The sequence below is a fragment of the Aeromonas encheleia genome, assembly GCF_900637545.1.
Lineage (GTDB): Bacteria > Pseudomonadota > Gammaproteobacteria > Enterobacterales > Aeromonadaceae > Aeromonas > Aeromonas encheleia.
The window spans coordinates 1284987-1303725 of record NZ_LR134376.1 but is presented as its reverse complement, the minus strand read 5'-3'; the positions used below and the strand labels follow the sequence as shown (position 1 = coordinate 1303725).

Genomic DNA, 18739 nt, shown 5'->3' with positions numbered 1-18739 from the left:
GGTCGGAACGATCAGTGCCGGCGCGCATAGGCCTTGAGCAGGCTGGGTACATCCAGAATGAGGGCGATGCCGCCGTCGCTGGTGATGGTGGCGCCGGCCATGCCGGGGGTGCCCTGCAGCAGGTTGTCCAAGGGCTTGATCACCACCTCTTCCTGACCGATGAGGTTGTCCACGACGAAGCCCACCTGCTGGGTGCCAATTTGAACTATGACCACGTGGCCGGTGTCCTGGCGCGCCGTCTTGCCGGCGCCGCGTACCAGCCACTTGTGCAGGTAGAACAGCGGGATCGCCTTGTCACGCACTATGATGGTGAGCTGGCCATCCACCACGTTGGCCTTCTTCAGGTCCAGATGGAAAATTTCGTTCACGCAGCCGAGCGGCAGGGCGAAGGTCTGAGCCCCCACTTCCACCATCAGGGTCGGCAGTATGGCCAGGGTGAGCGGGACCTTGATCTCGAGGCGAGTGCCCTTGCCCCAGGTCGAATCTATGTGCACCGAGCCATTGAGGCTGACGATGCTGGTCTTCACCACGTCCATGCCGACGCCACGGCCCGAGATGTCGGAGATCTCCGACTTGGTGGAGAAACCGGGGGCGAAGATCAGGTTGTAGGCATCGTTGTCGCTCATGCGCGCCGCGCTGTCGGCATCGAGCACGCCGCGGCTGATGGCGATGGATTTCAGCTTCTCCGGATCCATGCCGGCGCCGTCATCCTCGATGCAGAGCAGGATGTGATCCCCCTGCTGGGAGGCGCTCAGGGTGATGGTGCCCTGGCGGGGCTTGCCCGCCTTCTCCCGCACATCCGGCATCTCGACGCCGTGATCACAGGAGTTGCGCACCAAGTGCACCAGGGGATCGGCCAGGGCCTCGACCAGGTTCTTGTCGAGATCCGTCTCCTCCCCGACCATGATCAATTCGATGTCTTTCTTGAGGGTCCTGGCCAGATCGCGCACCACCCGGGGGAAGCGACCGAATACCTTCTTGATGGGCTGCATGCGGGTCTTCATGACCGCCCCCTGCAGATCCGCCGTCACCACGTCCAGGTTGGCCACCGCCTTGGACATCTCCTCGTCGTTGCTGGCGATGCCGAGGCTCACCAGGCGGTTGCGCACCAGCACCAGCTCACCCACCATGTTCATGATGACGTCCAGGGTCTTGGTATCCACCCGCACCGTGGTGTCGTTCTGCATCGCATTGCCGCTCTCGGCGGGAGCCGCCTGCTTGGCAGGAGCGGGTGCCGGGGCCGGTTTGGCCGGTGTTGGGGCTGGCTTGGCGGGCGCTGAGCTGGCCGCGACCGGCGCACTGAGCTGGACCGGAGTCGGTGCCGGGGCGGCCGGGAGCGTCATCGGGGACGCCATGCTGTGTTGGGGCGCCTGGCCACGGCCGTGCAGCTCATCGAGCAGGCGTTCAAACTCGTCATCGTCGATGAGCGCGTCCACCTCTTGCTGGACCGACTGCAGCGGGCCGAGATCCGGCGCACCACCGTGCTGACCCTGGCCGTGCAGCTGGTCGAGCAGCGCCTCGAACTCGTCGTCCGTGATGTCGCCGGAGCCACTCAACACCGGCGCGGCGGAGACCGTCGGCGCCTTGCCAGCACCGTGCAGTTCGTCCAGCAGGCGCTCGAATTCATCGGCGGAAATTTCATCGATGGAGCCACCGCCATTCACGGCGGCGGGTATGCTCACCGGCTCGGGGGCAGGCGGCGGGACTATGGCCGCAGCGGCGACGGTGCGCAGCTGCTCCTGCCCCTCGGGTTTGCACAGCTCGTGCAGGTCGTGCAGGAGATCGGCAGAGGCTGGGCTGGTCGGCTCCCGGTTCTGTACCTGGGCAAACATGACGTTGATGGCATCCAGCGCCTGTAAAATGACATCCATCAGCTCGGCGCTCAGGGTCCGCTTGCCGTTGCGCAGCAGGTCGAACAGGTTCTCGGCGCCGTGGCAGACATCCACCAGTTCGGTCAGGGAGAGGAAACCGGCTCCACCCTTGACGGTGTGGAAGCCGCGGAAGATGGCATTCAACAGATTCTTGTCATCGGGTCGCTTTTCCAAGTCGACCAGTTGTTCAGACAACTGTTCCAATATTTCTGATGCTTCGACCAAAAAGTCTTGCAGTATGTCTTCATCAACTTCGAAGGCCATGCGTCACTCCATTAGAATCCCAGACTAGACAGCAGATCGTCCACATCATCCTGGCCATTGACCACATCAGACCTTGTCTCAGGGTTCATGATGGGACCTTCTGCCTCGATGCCGCTTGCCGGCAAGCTGCGCACCGAATGCTCGATGGCTGCCTCACCAAACATGGTCAGCATCTCTATCAACTTCGTTTCAACTTCCTGCACCAGCTTGATGACCTTGCGGATCATCTGGCCGGTTAAATCCTGAAAGTCCTGTGCCATCAGGATTTCCGTCAGCAGTTGTCGTAACTTATCGGCATCCGTCTCCGAAGCCTTAATAAAATCATTCAGTTGATGGCAGAGTGCCTTGAACTGGCCCAGCTCAAGATCCCGGCTCATCAAGGCATTCCAATTGGGCATCACCAGCTGGATGTTGTCATTGAGCCGATCGGCAATGGGGAGACTGGCCTCGACCGCATCCATGGTGCGATTGGCGGCCTTGTCCGTCATGTCGATGACATAGCTCAGACGCTCCCGGGCATCGGGGATCTCGTGGGTGGCCAGGTCGGGGATCCTGGGATCCAGCCGAAAGTCCTGTAAAGAGTCGTGCAGTTGGCGGGTAAGCTGGCCGACCCTGTCAAACAGGGCGGCGGCATTGGGGGCACACACATCGGCGAGGATGGTATCGGCCTGTTCAAATTCACCTTGCTCGAGGTGGGCAACCAGCATCCTTGCCTGCTCGAGCGAGATCATGGCACTCGTTTTGGCCGTCATCCCTGCCACTCCTTAGCCGATGCGTTCAAAGATTTTGTCGAGCTTCTCTTTGAGAGTGGCGGCGGTGAACGGCTTGACGATGTAGCCATTGACCCCGGCCTGAGCGGCTTCGATGATCTGCTCGCGCTTGGCTTCGGCAGTCACCATCAACACCGGCAGGTGCTTGAGTTTGTCATCGAGACGGATCGCCTTGAGCAGGTCGATGCCCTGCATGCCAGGCATGTTCCAGTCGGTGACCACAAACTGGAAGTCGCCATTTTTCAACATCGGCAGCGCCGTGTTGCCATCGTCTGCTTCATGGGTATTGTTATATCCCAGGTCACGCAGCAAGTTCTTGATAATCCGGCGCATCGTTGAAAAATCATCCACGATGAGGATTTTCATGTTCTTGTCCAAAATTCCCTCCTAAATAGCCGCAAAAACGGCTCACTTACATGATGCAGAATGCAGGTTTTATGCTGCGAATTATGCCTTAGAGTTGCGTTCCAGTGTAGCCAGTACAACCACTTATAAATTCCAATCTCGCAGGCGGGCACGCAATCTGTGCATGGCCTGACTGTGTATCTGGCTCACCCGAGACTCACTCACGCTCAACACCTCGCCGATCTCGCGCAGGTTCAGCTCTTCGTCGTAATAGAGGGAGAGCACCAGCGCCTCGCGCTCGGGCAGGCGGGAGATATGCTCGGCCAGGGCGCCCTGGAAACGCTCGGCCGCCAGATCGTCGAAGCCGCCATGACCGCTGGCGTCATCGGGATGCCCTATCACATCCTCGCTGACCCCGAGATCCTCGATGCCGATGATCTTGCCGCAGGAGACATCCTGCAGCATGGCGTGGTATTCACCGAGGGAGACGCCCATCTGGGCCGCCACCTCGGTGTCTCTGGCATCGCGACCGTGCACCTGCTCCACGTTCTCGATGGCCTCGGCGATGGCGCGGCTGTTGCGGTGGACCGAGCGCGGCACCCAGTCGCCACGGCGGATCTCGTCGAGCATGGCACCGCGGATGCGGATGCCGGCATAGGTTTCAAAGCTGGCGCCCTTGCTGCCGTCAAAATTGCGGGAGGCTTCGAGCAGCCCAATCATACCTGCCTGGATCAGGTCATCCAGCAAGACACTGCTTGGCAGGCGAGCCAATAAATGCTGGGCGATCCGTTTAACCAGCGGAGCATGACGCTCGACCAGCACATAGGAATCCTGATGACGCAAGTATGCTTGGGTTTTATTCACGGGAGTCTTCCTGTGCTATGACCGGCTTTTGCAATAAATTTTCCAGGAAAAATTCGAGATGCCCCCCTGGCTGATGCGGGATGGGCCAGCTCGCCGCCTTGTTGGCCAGGGCGCGAAACGCCAGGGCGGCCGGTGACTTGGGGAAGGCCTCGACGATCAGCTTCTGCTTGCGCACGGCGGCGCGCAGGTTGGTGTCGTAGGGCACACAAGCCACCAGCTCCAGCGAGGTATCCAGGAAACGGTCGGTGACCCGGGTCAGCTTGGCGAAGAGCTCCTGCCCCTCGCGCAAGGAGCGCACCATGTTGGCCACCACCTTGAAACGGAACACGCCGTGATCCTTGGAGAGGATCTTGATGAGGGCGTAGGCATCGGTGATGGAGGTGGGCTCATCGCACACCACCACCATGATGTCCTGGGCCGCACGGGTGAAGCTCAGCACCATGTCGGAGATCCCCGCCGCCGTGTCCACCAGCAGCACGTCGACCTGGGTCTTCATCTCGCTGAAGGCACGGATGAGCTCGGCATGCTGCACCGGCGAGAGCTCGACCATGGACTGGGTCCCCGAGGTGGCCGGCACTATCATCATGCCGTAGGGCCCCTCGACGATGATGTCGTCTATGGTGCACTCCCCGGCCAGCACATGGGACAGGTTGCGATGCACCCGCAGCCCCAGCATGACGTCGACGTTGGCCAGGCCAAGGTCGGCATCCAGCACCAACACCCGTTTGCCCTGGGCGGCCATGGCTCCCGCCACGTTCAGGGTGACGTTGGTCTTGCCCACGCCCCCCTTGCCTCCGGACACGGCGATCACTTTAACTCGATTGTTTTGACGCATTTTGCGCAGACCACTCGCCTGATCCATATAGATGTTACTCATAAAACTCCGAATCTTCGGCCTCGCCAAAACCTGAACCCCAGAAGTAGGGATCTTCTGTTTCCCGCTCCAGCGAACCCATGGCGGCACCGACCAGCAGCGCCGCGTTGGCAACTTGAATATCTTCCGGCACCCGCTGTCCATCGGTGATGTAGCTGATGGGCAGCGCGTTCTGGATGCATACGTTGATCACTTCACCCAGGTTCAGGCTCTCGTCCAGCTTGGTCAGGATGCAGCCGGAGAGCGGGATGCGCCGGAAGTGATCCACCGCCTCCTGCATCACCCGGCGCTGGGACGTCGCCGACATGACCAGATAACTGCGAATGCGCACCTTGGCGTTCTTGACCAGGGTGTCGAGCTGCTCGGTCAGGCGGATGTCCCGCTGACCCACCCCGGCGGTATCGATGAGCACCAGCCGGCGGTTGCGGAACTGATAGAGCGCATTGGCCAGCTCCTCGGCGTCCCTCACCTGGCGCACCGGGCAGCCCATGATGCGACCATAGGTCTGCAACTGCTCGTGGGCCCCGATCCGGTAGTTGTCGGTGGTGATGAGGGCCACCTGCTCGGCGCCGTATTTCATGGCGAAGCGGGCCGCCAGCTTGGCGATGGTGGTGGTCTTGCCCACCCCGGTCGGGCCGAGCAGCGCCACGGCACCGCCCTGGCGCAGGATGTCGTCTTCGCTGATCTTGAGCTGGGCCGTCAGTACCTCGGCCAGCTGGGCCATGGCCTGATGAATGGGCATCTCCTCCGGGATCAGCCCGGCGAGCTGGTCGGCGAAGGCATCATCGAAGCCCATCTTCTTGAGTTCCTTGATGAGCAGCGCCCGCATCGGCTCGCGGCGCTCCACCTCCTGCCACATCAGGCCGGAGATCTGGTGCTCGAGCAGCTTGCGAATACTGGCCATCTCCTTGCGCATCCCTTCCATCTCCTGATCCCGCTGGGCGGGTTGGGCAGGACGCGGGCCGGGCGCAGGACGAGCCTTGGGCTTGACGGGTTCGGGGGCGGCGCCCCACTGGCCCTGTTCGGCCAGGGTTCTGGGGGCCGTATTGGCCGACACCAGACCGGCGGACTGATTGCCACTCGCCGCCGGATTGGCGGGGTTGAGTTTCTGCTGGCGTGCCAGCAGGGCCGCCAGGGTGTCGGCATAGTATTCGTTCTGCTCCTTGGGCGGCGCAGGGCGTGTCATCTGCTTGCCCGCAGACGAGATATTGACGCTCTCATCGTTCAACTGACGGCGAACCGGCGCATCTTTGGGTCCGGGCACCTGGGACTGATAATCGACAGCGGCGACTATCTCCACCCCACCGGTGACCTTCTTGTTGGACATGATGACAGCATCCGGCCCGAGTGTCTCCTTGACCTCGGCCAGGGCCGTGCGCATGTCTTTGGCAAAAAACCGCTTAATCTTCACCCGTCATCTCCGCTAACTAGCCCTGTCCTACCGCACTGACGATGCGGATTTGCTTGTCATCAGGCACTTCCTGATAAGACAGAACGCGTAATCCAGGAATGGCATTCTTGACAAATTTCGCCAGGGTATTGCGCAATATCCCCGATGTCAGAAGCACGGCCGGCTGGCCTTCCAGTTCTTGTCGTTGAGTGGCTTCCACCAGCGAGCGCTGCATCCGCTCCGCCAGTCCCGGTTCGATACCGGCGCCATCTCCCCCACCTGCTTGCAAGGATTGATGCAATATACGTTCCAATTCTGGCGCCAGGGTGATCACCGGCAGCTCGGGATCGGGACCCGCGATCTCCTGCACTATCAAGCGGCGCAGGGCGATGCGGCAGGCGGCCGTCAGCACTTCCGGATCCGGACTGCGCGGCGCATATTCCACGAGGGTCTGCAGAATAGTGCGCATATCGCGAATTGGCACGCCCTCATTGAGCAGATTTTGCAATACCTTGACCAGGTTGCCCATGCTGATCACCTCGGGTACCAGCCCCTCCACCAGCTTGCTCTGATGCTTCCCTATCATGTCCAGCAGCTGCTGCACCTCGTCGTGACCGAGCAGCAGGGCGGCATGGTTGGAGAGGATCTGGCTCAGGTGGGTGGCCACCACGGTGGCGGCATCCACCACGGTGTAACCCAGGGTCTGGGCGTGGGAGACCTGATCCTTGGCGACCCACACCGCCTCCAGCCCGAATGCGGGATCCTGGGTCGCGATGCCCTGGACCTGGCCGAACACCTGGCCCGGATTGATGGCCATCTCCTTGTCGTGGTAGACGGTGGCCTCGCCGGTGCTGACCCCCATGAGAGTGATGCGGTACTGGTTAGGCGCGAGATCCAGGTTGTCGCGAATGTGCACGGCCGGCACCAGGAAGCCGAGCTCCTGGGAGAGCTTCTTGCGCACCCCCTTGATCCGATTGAGCAGCTCGCCGCCCTGGCTCTTGTCCACCAGCGGGATGAGCTGATAACCCACCTCCAGCCCTATGATGTCCACCGGCATCACATCGTCCCAGCTGAGATCTTTCTGTTCGTGAGGCTGATCCGAGCTCTGGGGCATCAGCTCGCCCTTGGCCACCTTGGCGGCGCGCTGTTTCTCACGGCGCAGCAGCCACCAGGCTCCGACCGCCGCGATGGCCCCCAGGCTCAGGAACGCCAGGTGCGGCATGCCGGGCACGCTGCCCATCATCAGCAGGATGCCGGCGGAGATCACCAGCGCCTTGGGATTCTCGAACAGCTGGCCGAGCACCGCCGTGCCCATGTCCTGATCGGTATTCTGGCGGGTCACTATGATGGCGGCGGCGATGGAGAGCAGCAGGGAGGGGATCTGGGCCACCAGGCCATCACCGATGGCGAGCAGGGTGTAGATCTGGGCCGCCTCACCGAAGCTGAGCTGGTGCTGCATCATGCCGATGATGAAGCCACCAATGATGTTGATGAAGAGGATCATGATGCCGGCGATGGCATCCCCCTTGACGAATTTGGAGGCACCGTCCATGGAGCCGTAGAAGTCGGCTTCCTGGGTCACGTCCTGGCGCCGCTTCTTGGCCTCTTCCTGATTGATGAGACCGGCGTTCAGGTCCGCATCGATGGCCATCTGCTTGCCGGGCATGGCGTCCAGGGTGAAGCGGGCGCTCACCTCGGAGATCCGGCCCGCCCCCTTGGTGACCACCACGAAGTTGATGATCACCAGGATCATGAAGACGATGATACCGACCGCATAGTTGCCACCGATCACCACGTTGCCGAAGGCCTCGATCACATGGCCGGCCGCCGCGCTGCCGTTATGGCCTTCCAGCAGCACGACCCGGGTCGAGGCGACGTTCAGCGCGAGGCGCAGCAGGGTGGCGATCAGCAGCACGGTCGGGAAGGCCGCAAACTCCAGCGGCCGGCGGGTATAGACGGCCACCAGCAGCACTACGATGGAGAGGGCGATGTTGAAGGAGAACAGGATATCCAGCATCAGCGGCGGGATGGGCAGCACCACCATGCCGAGGGAGGCGAGCACCAGCAGCGGGGTCCCGACCCCCTTGCTGAGCAACCACCTGTACTCTGTTAAACGGCCCAATGCTGCCTTGAATTCCATCGTTATGCTCAACTATCAACTGCCAGTGCCTAGCTAAAGCAAACATCAAGCCAACAATTCAATGCATTGATACATAAGGTTTTTATTTTTAAGCTGTCAGAAGTCCGGCGGAGGGTATTCAGACAACCCTGGTCGGGATTGAAGAGAACGGGGTCAACCACGGCAACAGGTTCCGGGTCGATCGAGATGGACCCGCGCTTGAACCAGGCAGGCAAAGCCAGCTTGAGACAGGTTCAGCCGCTATCGACAAGCCGATGCGCCCGAGGGAGCCGGGGCGTTATTTGCGGTACTCAGGCGGAATGGGCAGATCCTTGGCGACCGGGGTTGGACGCCGACCACGGCCACGGCGGAACTTCTTGAGCCGATAGACATAGGCCAGTGTTTGAACCAGGGCGGCAAAGCCAGCTTGAGACAGATTCAGCCGCTATCGACAAGCCGATGCGCCCGAGGAGCCGGGGCGTTATTTGCGGTACTCAGGCGGAATGGGCAGATCCTTGGCGACCGGGGTTGGAATCCGACCACGGCCACGGCGGAACTTCTTGAGCCGATAGACATAGGCCAGTGTTTGAACCAGGGCGGCAAAGCCAGTTTGAAACAGGGTCAATCAATATCGACAAGCCGATGCGCCCAAGGTGCCGGGGGCGTTATTTGCGGTACTCAGGCGGGATGGGCAGATCCTTGGCGACCGGGGTCGGACGCCGGCCACGGCCACGGCGGAACTTCTTGAGTTGATAGACATAGGCCAGCACCTGGGCCACGGCGGCGAACAGCCCCTCCGGGATCTCGTGACCGATCTCGGTGGAGTGATAGATGGCACGGGTGAGCGCCGGGGACGGCATGATGGGGATCTCGTATTCCCGCGCTATCTCCCGGATCTTCATCGCCACCTCGTCGACCCCCTTGGCCAGCACCTTGGGGGCGGCCCCGGGTTTGCCCGTGTCGTATTTCAGCGCCACCGAGTAGTGGCTCGGGTTGGTGATGATCACGTCCGCCTTGGGCACATCCCCCATCATGCGACGCATCGCCATCTCCATCTGCAGGCGGCGGATCCGCCCCTTGACCTCGGGCTTGCCCTCGCTGTCCTTGAACTCGTCCTTGATCTCCTGCTTGGTCATCTTGAGCTGACGATTGTGGTTCCAGGTCTGGAAGGGCACATCGATGGCGACGATGGGAATGAGGGAGCAGCAGAGGATGATCAGCATCCACAGCAGCAGGTCCAGCGCGTCTATGATGCCACCGGGAAAGCCCTCGAGGGAGAGGTTGAGCAGGTGGTTGAACTGACTCGACAGCATCCACCAGGCGAACAGGCTGATGAACACCACCTTGGCGATGGACTTGATGAGCTCCACCAGCGACTGCACCCCGAACATCCTCTTCAAACCACTCAAGGGGCTCAGCTTGCTCCATTTGGGCAGCATGGCCTCGGAGGAAAAATTCATTCCTCCCAGCAGGGTGTTGCCGACGAAGGCGGCGATGGTCACCAGCAGGAACAGCAGGCCGAGGGGCTGGATAAGCTCGGCCAGCAGGGTGGGCACCATGGCCCCCATGGCGTTGGGATCGAAGGCCTGATCCCGCTCCAGGGTAAAGCCCATGGTGAGCACCTTGACCATGGCACCGGCCAGGCTCTCCTTGAGCATCAGCAAGCCAAACACGGTCGCCAGCAGCACGCTGGCGGTTCCCAGCTCCTTGGAACGTGCAATCTGCCCTTTTTCCCGGGCCTGTTGCAGTCGTTTGCCCGTGGGTTGTTCGGTACGTTCCTGATCGGTATCAGCCATTCTGGCCACCGAAACACTGGGTGTTGATCAGTTCGCAGCTGGTCTCCTGCACCCGCTCCCAGATGGCGTCGAAGTGGCCCATGAAGCCGCCAATGGTGAGCCAGAGGATGAACAGACCCGACATCATGCTGACCGCGAAGCCGATGCTGAAGATGTTGAGCTGGGGCGCGGCCCGGGTCATGACCCCGAACGCGAAGTTGATGAGCAGCAGGGCGATGATGGCCGACAACGCCATCACCAGCGAGGCCTGATACATGACGCCGAGGAAGCTGACCAGGCTGCGGATGGCGGGCAGGGTCAGGCCGCTGTCCGAGACCGGCAGGGTCTCGAAGCTCAGCACCACCATCCGCAGCATCAGCAGATGGCCATCCACCGCCAGAAACACCAGGGTCGCCAGCATCAGGTAGAACTGCCCCACCACGGGGGCAGACTGGCCATTCATGGGATCCACCAGGGTGGCAAAGCCCAGGCTGGTCTGCATGGCGATGATCTGGCCCGCCATCACGAAGCTCTCCAGCAGGAACTGGGTCATGAGACCCAGTGCGATGCCGATGAGCATCTGCTGCCCCAGCACCAGAAAGCTGCCGACGGAGAACAGCTCTATCTTGGGCATGGGTGGCAACAGGGGGGCGATGATGAGGGTGATGGCCAGCGCCAGGCCGATGCGGATGTGCGCCGGCGCCAGCCGGCTGCCAAACACCGCCATCACCATCAGCAGGCTGCTCACCCGTGCCAGCGGCCAGAGGATGGACGCCAGCCACTCCATGATGAGCGCGGTGGTATAGGTCATGCCGCCACCCGAATGATCAATCCATCACCTCGGGGGAGCCCTGATATACCGCCATCAGCAGGACGTCAGACGATGATGCTTGCGCCAACATGGTATGGATCATCCCACCACCTCGGGTATCTGGCTCACCATCAGCATGAAGAAGTCCATCAGGCTCTGCAGGCCCCAGTGGGCCCCGGCGCCCAGGGCGAACAGGGTCACGATGAGACGGGGCAGGAAGCTCAGGGTCTGCTCGTTGATGGAGGTCGCGGCCTGGAAGATGGCGACGATCAGCCCCACCATCAGGCTGGGCAGGATCACGGCGCACACCATGATGGTCACCAGCCAGAGTGCCTCACGAAACACGTCGACAAAGGTTTCCGGACTCATGTAATCGGCTCCTTGTGCTTAGCCGGCGCCCAGCCCGAAGCTGTTCGCGAGCGAGCCCAGGATCAGGTTCCAACCATCGACCATGACGAACAGCATCAGCTTGAAGGGCAGGGAGACCAGCATGGGCGACAGCATCATCATCCCCATGGCCATCAGTATGCTGGCCACCACCAGATCGATCACCAGGAACGGCAGAAACAGCATGAAGCCTATCTGGAACGCGGTCTTGAGCTCGCTGGTGACGAAGGCCGGGATCAGCACCCGCAGCGGCACCTCGGTCGGCTTCTCCACCTGCACGTTGGCGATCTCCATGAAGGTGTTGAGATCCTTGACCCGGGTCTGGGCCAGCATGAACTGGTGGATGGGCTGTTCGGCCTTCTCCAGCGCCTCCTTGGGCCCTATGGTCTCCGCCAGATAGGGCTGCAGCGCCTCCTCGTTGATGCGATCCAGCACCGGCGACATGATGAAGAAGGACATGAACAGGGCGATGCCGATCAACACCTGGTTGGACGGACTCTGCTGCAGGCCTATGGCCTGTCTGAGGATCCCGAGCACTACGATGATCCGGGTGAAGGAGGTCATCATGATGACCATGGCCGGCAGGAAGGAGAGCGCGGTCATCAGCGCCAGCACCTGCAGGGTCAGGCTGTACTCCTGACTGCCATCCGCCATGGTCTTGACGGTCAGCGCCGACATGCCATCCTGGGCCAGCGCCAGGGGCGAGAGCAGCAGCGACACCAGCGCCAGCAGCCCTATCCAGTTAGCTCTTTTCATGCTTGCCCATCAATTTGCCCAGCTGCTGGGAGAACGCCTGGGGCTGGCTCTCGTCCAGCGGCTGCTCCAGGCGGTAGAGGAAGTTGACCTGCTGCGGCGTCACCCCGATGAGCAGCTGTTGCTCGCCCACCTTGACCACCATCAGCTTCTCCTTGTAGCCCACCGGCAGGCTGGCGATGACCTTCATCTGGCCGCCCCCCATGACCTGAGTGAGCTTGCTCTTCTTGAGCAGGAAGCCCAGCACCAGGATGAGGCCGATCACCATCAGGCTGGAGAGCAGCCAGGAGGTGATGCTGGGCGGGTTGGCCCCCTCGGCCAGTGCGGGGGCGGCGAACAGCATTAAAGCAAGGACGCGGATCATTTGAGTTTTTTGATCCTTTCGGCCTGACTGATGATGACATCGGTCAGCGCAATGGTTCTGGTCATTTGAGCTTCTTGATCCGTTCTATCTGGCTGATGACATCGGTCAGGCGGATGCCGAACTTGTCGTTCACCACCACCACCTCGCCGTGGGCGATCAGGGTGCCGTTGACCAGCACATCCAGCGGCTCACCGGCGACCCTGTCCAGCTCGACTACCGAGCCCTGGTTCAGCTGCAGCAGGTTGCGGATGCTGATCTGGCTGCGACCCACCTCCATGGCGATGGTCACCGGAATGTCCAGAATGGTGTCCAGCTTGCGGCGCTCCTCGGCGCTGATGGGGGCATCGTCCCTCAGCTCCTCCAGCGGGGCCGGCTTGGCCTCCGCCGTGACCTGCTCCTCCAGCGCGGCCGCCCAGGCATCCGCCATCAAATCCTGCTCGTCATCGGTTCCGCTCATCTTGCTTCCTCATGCTGCTTCGTGACCCGCGTCTGACACGACGGGTCTGTTAGGAGTGTTTGTCTTCGATGCTGCGCTCGAGCTCTTCCAGCTCGGCCTCACCATCGATGCGTACGCCGCCCCGGGTCACCAGATGCATCTCTGTCTTGACCCCGTCAGGGCGCTTGAGTTTGTCGACTATCTTGAGCGCCACATTCTCCTTGGTGCGCCCCATCTTGGCGTGGAAGGTCGGCAGATCCTCCACGTAGACCAGCAGGTTCTCCGGCATCTCCACCGGGATGATGTCGCCGGGTTTCAGCTCCATCAGATCGCGCAGGGTCAGCTCGGTCTCCAGCAGCTTGGCCTTGAGCTCCACCTTGACGTCCATGATCTCGTCGCGCAGCGCCTTGCTCCAGCGCACGTCGGTGTCGCCCTTGTCGCTCTGCACCCCGGCATCGAGCAGCTCGCGGATGGGCTCCAGCATGGAGTAGGGCATGGCTACGTGGAAGTCACCGCCGCCGCCATCCAGCTCGATGTGGAAGGAGCTGACCACTATCACCTCGGTCGGGCTGACGATGTTCGCCATGGCCGGGTTGACCTCGGAGTCGAGGTACTCGAAGCCGACGTCCATCACCGGCGCCCAGGCGTCCTTGTAATCCTCGAACACCAGCTTGAGCAGCATCTGGATGATGCGCCGCTCGGTGGGGGTGAACTCGCGCCCCTCGATCTTGGCGTGGTAGCGGCCGTCGCCACCGAAGAAGTTCTCCACCAGGATGAACACCAGGCGGGCCTCCATGGTGATCAGCGCCGTCCCCTTGAGCGGACGGAAGCGCACCATGTTCAGGCTGGTCGGCACGAACAGGGTGTGCACGTATTCGCCGAACTTCAGCATCTGCACGCCGTTGATGGAGACCTCGGCGGTGCGCCGCATCATGTTGAACAGGCTGATGCGCATGTGGCGGGCGAATCGTTCGTTCACCAGCTCCAGGGTCGGCATGCGGCCACGGACGATGCGGTCCTGGGAGGAAAAATCGAACTGGGCAATGCCGGGATCCCCGGCCGCGCCTAGCTCTTCCTCTTCGACATCATCGACACCGTGCAACAGGGCATCAATTTCGTCCTGACTTAACAGATCGCTCACGCTTCACCTTTCATTCATTGCATGACAAAGCCGGTAAACAGCACTTGTTCTATTACGGGGGAAGAGACCAGGTCATTGAGCACCCGGCGACACTCTTCCAGTGAATCCTGGCGCAGCTTCTCCTTGCCCTCGAAGGTCATCAGCTGCTCGGCGGTGGCCGCGCTGAAGACGCGCAGCAGTGTCCCTTCGATCAGGGGAATATTCTGTTTGGCCAGGGTCTCGTCGGCGGCACCCCGCACCATCAGCTGGATCTTGATCTGTACCAGCCGATCCCGCTGGCCGCCCGCCACGTTGAACACGAAGGGGCGCGGCATGCCCACGTAGAGCGAAGGCTGCGGCGCGCTGGCCTCGGCCTTGGCGATCTCGGCCGCGTCGGCCGCCGGTTTGTCACCGCCGGCCAGCATGAACCAGGTGCCGGCCCCGCCAGCCCCCAGCACGATGACGGCCAGGGCGACTACCATGATCAGCTTCTTTTTCTTGGCTGCCGCCGGGTCCTTCAGCGTCAGTTCGTTATCGTCTGCCATCCCTTGTCCACCCTAGTCTCAAACTTGTTCGGTATCATAAACTTACTCAGGCAGGCATCAAGCATAGAAATCAATTCCGGCTTCGTTTGCCGATTCCACCAGCAGACTCATGGTTCTGGTGGTGACCTCCCCTTCGGCGGGCTCACGGCCACCCAAGGTGCCGCCCCCGGATTGGCCCTGCTGGCCCTGACCGCTGAAGGGGGATTGCCCCTGGGACTGCTGTTGCTGCGGCTGTTGTTGAACTAAGGTCTGGCCGAGCTGGATCCCCTGCCCCGCCAGCATGTCGCGCAGCCTGGGCATGGCCTGCTCCAGCATCTCCCGGGTCTGGCCATGCTGCACCACGAAGTGGACGTTGGCCTGGTTGGAGGCGTCAATCTGGATCTGGATCTTCATCTTGCCGAGGCCGAGGGGATCGAGCTGGATCTCCGCCTGCTGCAGCTTGTCCGCCAGCATCAGGTTCACCTTCTGGTGCAACTGGGCCGGCGCCTCCGGGGTGGCCAGCCGCAGGTGCGGCAGGCTCTGAGCGTCCCGTCTGGCGGCCACCTCGGCCGCGGGCCTGTGCTCGGCGATCTGGCTGGCCTGCTGAGCTGATTGCGCGGACGGGCTCGCCTCGCTCTGCTCGGTCGCACCGACCTCCAGCCCGCCATGCTTGCCGAGTTCCCCCGGCTTTTGCTTCATATCGGGTTGCTTCAGCTCGGCGGCCACCTTGACCGCCACCGCGGGCTCGGCCTCCATCTGCTGAATGCCGGCCGACAGGGACGCCAGCGAGGCTTGCGGTCCCTGCGGCTCGTGGCTCGCCAGTATCTGTTGTGGCGCCGTCAGCACCGGCTCGGTGGCCGGGGTGGCGAGCTGGGGTGCGGCGTTGCTCGCCACGGCGGCGCCCGCATCGGCCTTGGCCGCCTGGGCCGGTTTTAGCTCCTGTGCCTCGGCCCCCGGAGCGGGCTTGGCGCCATCCTCGGCGGAAGCTGTGGGCTCGGTCCCCGTGGCAATATCCATTCTGATCTGCCCCTCACCGAAGGCCCTGGCCGCACTCCCTTGCGCCGATGGCCCGCTGTGGGCGGTTTGTGCTGTGTGAGCCACCTTCGCGGCCGGCTCAGGAGAGGCCGGCTGCTCGGCCTTGCCCACCGGGGTCGGCTCGCCACCCTCAGGCACCGGCTCGGTCGCCACCTGGGGCGCCTGCGGCAAGACCTTGGCCAGCAGTGCGGCCCGCTCCCTTGCGGACAGTGGCGGTTGCTCCGCCACCTCTTCCAGCGCCGGCTTGTCGCCCTTGTCCGTGTGCTGGGGGTCTGTGGCCGGCGTATCTTCCTCTGGCAAACCGGCGACCCGGGCGGTGCCTGCGGTGGAGATAACGTCGGAGATGGCATCGGCGCCCTCCCCTGCCTCAGCGTTCAGAGTTCCCCCTATCAGGACCTCGCTCGGCTGCGCGGTCGCTGGCAGGGCATTCACCCCAGCGGGCTTGCCAGCCTCGAGCCGGCTGGCTGACTGCGACTCGGGCGGCAAACTGTTGCCGTCCGTGGGAGCTGGCACGGCAGGCGCCGAGGCGACGACGGGGAGAGAGGTCTGGGCCGAAGGGGCGACCGGGAGAGTGCCTTGTGCCGACGCCTCGACCGAAGGAGCGACCGGAAGATTGCTTTGCGCCGACGCCTCGACCGAGAGACTGCCTTGCACAGACGGCTCGACCGAGGGTTCGGTCTGGCCAGAGGCCACGACGGGGGGCGTGGACAGGCCGGCATCCTGCCTGAGGGAGGCCTGCAACTGCTGCAAGAAATCGGCGGGGGGGAGCTCGGCCTCGGCGGCCTCGCCCTTGACGGGCTTGTCATGGCCGGCCTGGGACTCGTCCAGCGAGCTCGCCAAAGATTTGGCATCCACCTCCGGCAGCAGGCTCTCCCCGTCACCCCCTTGACTGGCAGAGGGGCTGATCTCGGTGCGCTGCGCCTTGGCCATGGCGTCGGCAAAGGCTGCCTTGGCCTCGTCCAGCGAGGGCAACCCTGCGCCTTCGCCCGTGCCGAGGGGCAGACGAGCGTCGGCTGGCGTGGTCTGAGTGGCGGTGGCCTTGATCAACTGGGTCTGTATCATGCTGGGTCCCGAGAATCCTGTGCTGTTACCCACCCCGAGCGGGAGGTATTCAGGCTATGCGGCGGCGTTCGCCAGAAGAAAGCAAATTACAGGCCAGAATGGTGATAACGCCGCAAGATGGCGTAATCATCCAGCATCTTCTGCTCCTGACGCTGGGCCTTCTGGCGCGCGCGCCCCGCCTGTTTGTCGAGCAGCAGCTCGACGGCCTTGCGCCGCTGCTGGGCCTCCAGCCAGTCGGTGCGGCACTGGGCCAGTGCCTCGCGCACCTGCAGCACCCCTTGGTACTGCTGGGTCGCCGCATTCTCCAGCTTGTTGATGAAGGCGTGATACTGGCTGTTCTGCTGGGGGGTGATCCCCTGCAGGCCACGGTCGGTCCACTGCTGGTGATAGATCTGGCGGTACTGGTTGAGCGCGTTCTGCTGATCCATGAAGAGCTTCAGATCCTGCTGGGCCTTGGCCAACGCCAGGGCGGCCTGCTGCTCGGCCTCCACCAGCCGTCCGGCCAGCAACTCCAATCCTTTACTCATAGTCGCACTCCAGATTCATAGCATCAGCGCATCAGTGGCATGGCCACCATGTGCAGGGATTGCAGGCCTTCGTCGTAGGGAACCACCTCGCGCATTTTCTGCTGCAAGAACTGATCCAGATAGGGTTTCTGGATGATGGCCCTGTCGATGCGGGGATCCGAGCCCTGGCTGTAGGCGCCTATGGTGATGAGATCCCGGTTCTGCTGATAGAGGGAGTAAAACTGCTTGAAGGTGCGCGCCAGCTCCATGTGCTCGGGGGAGGTCACCATGGGCATGACCCGGCTGATGGACTTCTCGATGTCGATGGCCGGATAGTGGCCCGCATCCGCCAGCTCCCGCGCCAGCACTATGTGGCCGTCGAGGATGGCCCGCGCCGCATCGGCGATGGGATCCTGCAGATCGTCCCCCTCCGTCAGCACGGTGAAGAAGGCGGTGATGGAGCCCTGGCCGTCGCTGCCGTTGCCGGCCCGCTCCACCAGCGCCGGCAATTTGGCAAACACCGAGGGCGGGTAGCCCTTGGTGGCCGGCGGCTCCCCCACCGCCAGGGCGATCTCGCGCTGGGCCTGGGCGTAGCGGGTGAGCGAATCCATCAGCAGCAGCACGTTGAGCCCCTGATCGCGGAAATACTCGGCGATGGCCAGCGCCGTCTCGCAGCCCTTGAGGCGCATCAGCGGCGAGGCATCGGCCGGGGCGGCCACCACCACGGCGCGCTCGCGCCCCTCGGCCCCCAGGATCTCCTCGATGAACTCCTTCACCTCCCGGCCCCGCTCGCCGATGAGGCCGACCACCACCACGTCCGCCACCGAGCCGCGGGTCATCATGCCGAGCAGCACTGACTTGCCCACGCCGGAGCCGGCGAACAGCCCCATGCGCTGGCCCTGGCCCACGGTGAGCACGGCGTTGATGGCGCGCACCCCGACGTCCATCGGCTTATGGATAGGGCGGCGGGAGAGCGGGTTGATGCGATGCTGGGCAAACTGCACCGTCTGGGAGGCGATGATGGGGCCGAGCCCGTCAAGGGGCTGGCCTATGCCGTCGATGACCCGGCCGAGCAGGTTCATGCCCACCGGGATGCCGTGGTCCTCGGTGATGGGCACCACCCGGGCGCCGGGGATGACCCCCTTGAGCTGCTCGCTCGGCATCAGGAACAGCCGATCGCCGGAGAAGCCCACCACCTCGGCCTCCAGCACGCCATCCTGGGTGTCGATGCGGCAGAGGGCACCGATGGCGGCGCGGCAGCCGATGGCCTCCAGCGTCAGCCCCACCACCCGGGTCAGCTTGCCCGCCACCGGGGGTATGGGGGCCAGATCACGCACCCGGTAGCCTTGCAGCCGTTTGAGCAAGGACGCTGTCATCGCGCCTCCAAAGGTAAAGGGAAAAGAGGCCGGGACAGGGGGTCAGTCGGCATTACCACGCCGCCGGGAGACAGTGCGCAGCAATGCGATGCC

At 62.8% G+C, this 18739-nt stretch carries 19 protein-coding genes and 1 pseudogene; all 20 read right to left on the bottom strand.

Translation table 11 applies throughout. The features are described from left to right. Window positions 1-11: 11 nt before the first annotated feature. The 20 genes and pseudogenes from EL255_RS06225 to fliI all read right to left on the bottom strand — a co-directional run bounded on the left by EL255_RS06225 (window position 12) and on the right by fliI (window position 18646). Window positions 12-2135, bottom strand: coding sequence for a chemotaxis protein CheA (locus EL255_RS06225; RefSeq protein ID WP_042652592.1), 2124 nt, complete (start codon window positions 2133-2135; stop codon window positions 12-14). Window positions 2136-2146: 11 nt separating this feature from the next. After that, a complete protein-coding gene (locus EL255_RS06220) occupies window positions 2147-2887 on the bottom strand; it encodes a protein phosphatase CheZ (RefSeq protein ID WP_042652593.1) in 741 nt (246 codons plus the stop codon). A gap of 12 nt (window positions 2888-2899) precedes the next feature. Next, a complete protein-coding gene (cheY, locus tag EL255_RS06215) occupies window positions 2900-3271 on the bottom strand; it encodes a chemotaxis response regulator CheY (protein ID WP_425278782.1) in 372 nt (123 codons plus the stop codon). A gap of 123 nt (window positions 3272-3394) precedes the next feature. Further along, window positions 3395-4114, bottom strand: coding sequence for an RNA polymerase sigma factor FliA (locus EL255_RS06210; protein ID WP_042652594.1), 720 nt, complete (start codon window positions 4112-4114; stop codon window positions 3395-3397). Continuing rightward, window positions 4107-4991: a MinD/ParA family protein gene (locus EL255_RS06205; RefSeq protein WP_042652595.1), complete on the bottom strand. Its 885-nt coding sequence runs from the start codon at window positions 4989-4991 to the stop codon at window positions 4107-4109. Before EL255_RS06205 ends, EL255_RS06210 begins: the two co-directional genes overlap by 8 nt. Further along, on the bottom strand, window positions 4984-6399 hold the full coding sequence (flhF, locus tag EL255_RS06200) for a flagellar biosynthesis GTPase FlhF (protein WP_042652596.1): 1416 nt from the start codon (window positions 6397-6399) through the stop codon (window positions 4984-4986). The genes EL255_RS06205 and flhF overlap by 8 nt, the downstream gene beginning before the upstream one ends. A 16-nt stretch (window positions 6400-6415) precedes the next feature. Then, on the bottom strand, window positions 6416-8518 hold the full coding sequence (flhA, locus tag EL255_RS06195) for a flagellar biosynthesis protein FlhA (protein WP_042652597.1): 2103 nt from the start codon (window positions 8516-8518) through the stop codon (window positions 6416-6418). Between the two features lie 277 nt (window positions 8519-8795). Then, window positions 8796-8918, bottom strand: a pseudogene (locus tag EL255_RS21510) (flagellar biosynthesis protein FlhB); the annotation flags it as partial. Between the two features lie 60 nt (window positions 8919-8978). Beyond that, window positions 8979-9122 (bottom strand): hypothetical protein, encoded by a 144-nt coding sequence (locus tag EL255_RS06185; protein WP_232018910.1) that lies wholly within the window; start codon window positions 9120-9122, stop codon window positions 8979-8981. 40 nt (window positions 9123-9162) lie between these two features. Next, window positions 9163-10293, bottom strand: a complete 1131-nt coding sequence (flhB, locus tag EL255_RS06180; RefSeq protein ID WP_042652598.1) for a flagellar biosynthesis protein FlhB — start codon at window positions 10291-10293, stop codon at window positions 9163-9165. Further along, window positions 10286-11083 (bottom strand): flagellar biosynthetic protein FliR, encoded by a 798-nt coding sequence (gene fliR / locus EL255_RS06175; protein WP_042652599.1) that lies wholly within the window; start codon window positions 11081-11083, stop codon window positions 10286-10288. The genes flhB and fliR overlap by 8 nt, the downstream gene beginning before the upstream one ends. A gap of 99 nt (window positions 11084-11182) precedes the next feature. Continuing rightward, the gene (fliQ, locus tag EL255_RS06170) at window positions 11183-11452 is read right to left on the bottom strand and encodes a flagellar biosynthesis protein FliQ (protein WP_042652600.1); all 270 of its coding nucleotides are present in this window, start codon (window positions 11450-11452) and stop codon (window positions 11183-11185) included. 18 nt (window positions 11453-11470) lie between these two features. After that, the gene (fliP, locus tag EL255_RS06165) at window positions 11471-12226 is read right to left on the bottom strand and encodes a flagellar type III secretion system pore protein FliP (RefSeq protein ID WP_042652601.1); all 756 of its coding nucleotides are present in this window, start codon (window positions 12224-12226) and stop codon (window positions 11471-11473) included. Beyond that, complete coding sequence (gene fliO, locus EL255_RS06160) at window positions 12213-12587, bottom strand: flagellar biosynthetic protein FliO (protein WP_042652602.1); 375 nt, start codon at window positions 12585-12587, stop codon at window positions 12213-12215. Before fliO ends, fliP begins: the two co-directional genes overlap by 14 nt. Window positions 12588-12648: 61 nt before the next feature. Further along, window positions 12649-13044, bottom strand: a complete 396-nt coding sequence (gene fliN / locus EL255_RS06155; protein WP_042650085.1) for a flagellar motor switch protein FliN — start codon at window positions 13042-13044, stop codon at window positions 12649-12651. A gap of 49 nt (window positions 13045-13093) precedes the next feature. Continuing rightward, complete coding sequence (gene fliM, locus EL255_RS06150; protein ID WP_033130817.1) at window positions 13094-14164, bottom strand: flagellar motor switch protein FliM; 1071 nt, start codon at window positions 14162-14164, stop codon at window positions 13094-13096. Window positions 14165-14178: 14 nt separating this feature from the next. After that, window positions 14179-14688: a flagellar basal body-associated protein FliL gene (gene fliL / locus EL255_RS06145; protein WP_042652603.1), complete on the bottom strand. Its 510-nt coding sequence runs from the start codon at window positions 14686-14688 to the stop codon at window positions 14179-14181. A 57-nt stretch (window positions 14689-14745) separates the two neighbouring features. Continuing rightward, window positions 14746-16764: a flagellar hook-length control protein FliK gene (locus tag EL255_RS06140; RefSeq protein WP_052445688.1), complete on the bottom strand. Its 2019-nt coding sequence runs from the start codon at window positions 16762-16764 to the stop codon at window positions 14746-14748. Between the two features lie 86 nt (window positions 16765-16850). Next, window positions 16851-17291 (bottom strand): flagellar export protein FliJ, encoded by a 441-nt coding sequence (fliJ, locus tag EL255_RS06135; RefSeq protein WP_042652604.1) that lies wholly within the window; start codon window positions 17289-17291, stop codon window positions 16851-16853. Window positions 17292-17314: 23 nt separating this feature from the next. After that, a complete protein-coding gene (gene fliI / locus EL255_RS06130; RefSeq protein WP_042652605.1) occupies window positions 17315-18646 on the bottom strand; it encodes a flagellar protein export ATPase FliI in 1332 nt (443 codons plus the stop codon). Between the last annotated feature and the right edge of the window lie 93 nt (window positions 18647-18739).

What these genes read in the sequence shown, in the direction of transcription:
- EL255_RS06225 (WP_042652592.1), bottom strand. Translation starts at nt 2,135, where the DNA reads ATGGCCTTCGAAGTTGATGAAGACATACTGCAAGACTTTTTGGTCGAA.
- EL255_RS06220 (WP_042652593.1), bottom strand. Translation starts at nt 2,887, where the DNA reads ATGACGGCCAAAACGAGTGCCATGATCTCGCTCGAGCAGGCAAGGATG.
- cheY (WP_425278782.1), bottom strand. Translation starts at nt 3,271, where the DNA reads ATGAAAATCCTCATCGTGGATGATTTTTCAACGATGCGCCGGATTATC.
- EL255_RS06205 (WP_042652595.1), bottom strand. Translation starts at nt 4,991, where the DNA reads ATGAGTAACATCTATATGGATCAGGCGAGTGGTCTGCGCAAAATGCGT.
- flhA (WP_042652597.1), bottom strand. Translation starts at nt 8,518, where the DNA reads ATGGAATTCAAGGCAGCATTGGGCCGTTTAACAGAGTACAGGTGGTTG.
- flhB (WP_042652598.1), bottom strand. Translation starts at nt 10,293, where the DNA reads ATGGCTGATACCGATCAGGAACGTACCGAACAACCCACGGGCAAACGA.
- fliR (WP_042652599.1), bottom strand. Translation starts at nt 11,083, where the DNA reads ATGACCTATACCACCGCGCTCATCATGGAGTGGCTGGCGTCCATCCTC.
- fliQ (WP_042652600.1), bottom strand. Translation starts at nt 11,452, where the DNA reads ATGAGTCCGGAAACCTTTGTCGACGTGTTTCGTGAGGCACTCTGGCTG.
- fliP (WP_042652601.1), bottom strand. Translation starts at nt 12,226, where the DNA reads ATGAAAAGAGCTAACTGGATAGGGCTGCTGGCGCTGGTGTCGCTGCTG.
- fliO (WP_042652602.1), bottom strand. Translation starts at nt 12,587, where the DNA reads ATGATCCGCGTCCTTGCTTTAATGCTGTTCGCCGCCCCCGCACTGGCC.
- fliN (WP_042650085.1), bottom strand. Translation starts at nt 13,044, where the DNA reads ATGAGCGGAACCGATGACGAGCAGGATTTGATGGCGGATGCCTGGGCG.
- fliL (WP_042652603.1), bottom strand. Translation starts at nt 14,688, where the DNA reads ATGGCAGACGATAACGAACTGACGCTGAAGGACCCGGCGGCAGCCAAG.
- EL255_RS06140 (WP_052445688.1), bottom strand. Translation starts at nt 16,764, where the DNA reads ATGATACAGACCCAGTTGATCAAGGCCACCGCCACTCAGACCACGCCA.
- fliJ (WP_042652604.1), bottom strand. Translation starts at nt 17,291, where the DNA reads ATGAGTAAAGGATTGGAGTTGCTGGCCGGACGGCTGGTGGAGGCCGAG.
- fliI (WP_042652605.1), bottom strand. Translation starts at nt 18,646, where the DNA reads ATGACAGCGTCCTTGCTCAAACGGCTGCAAGGCTACCGGGTGCGTGAT.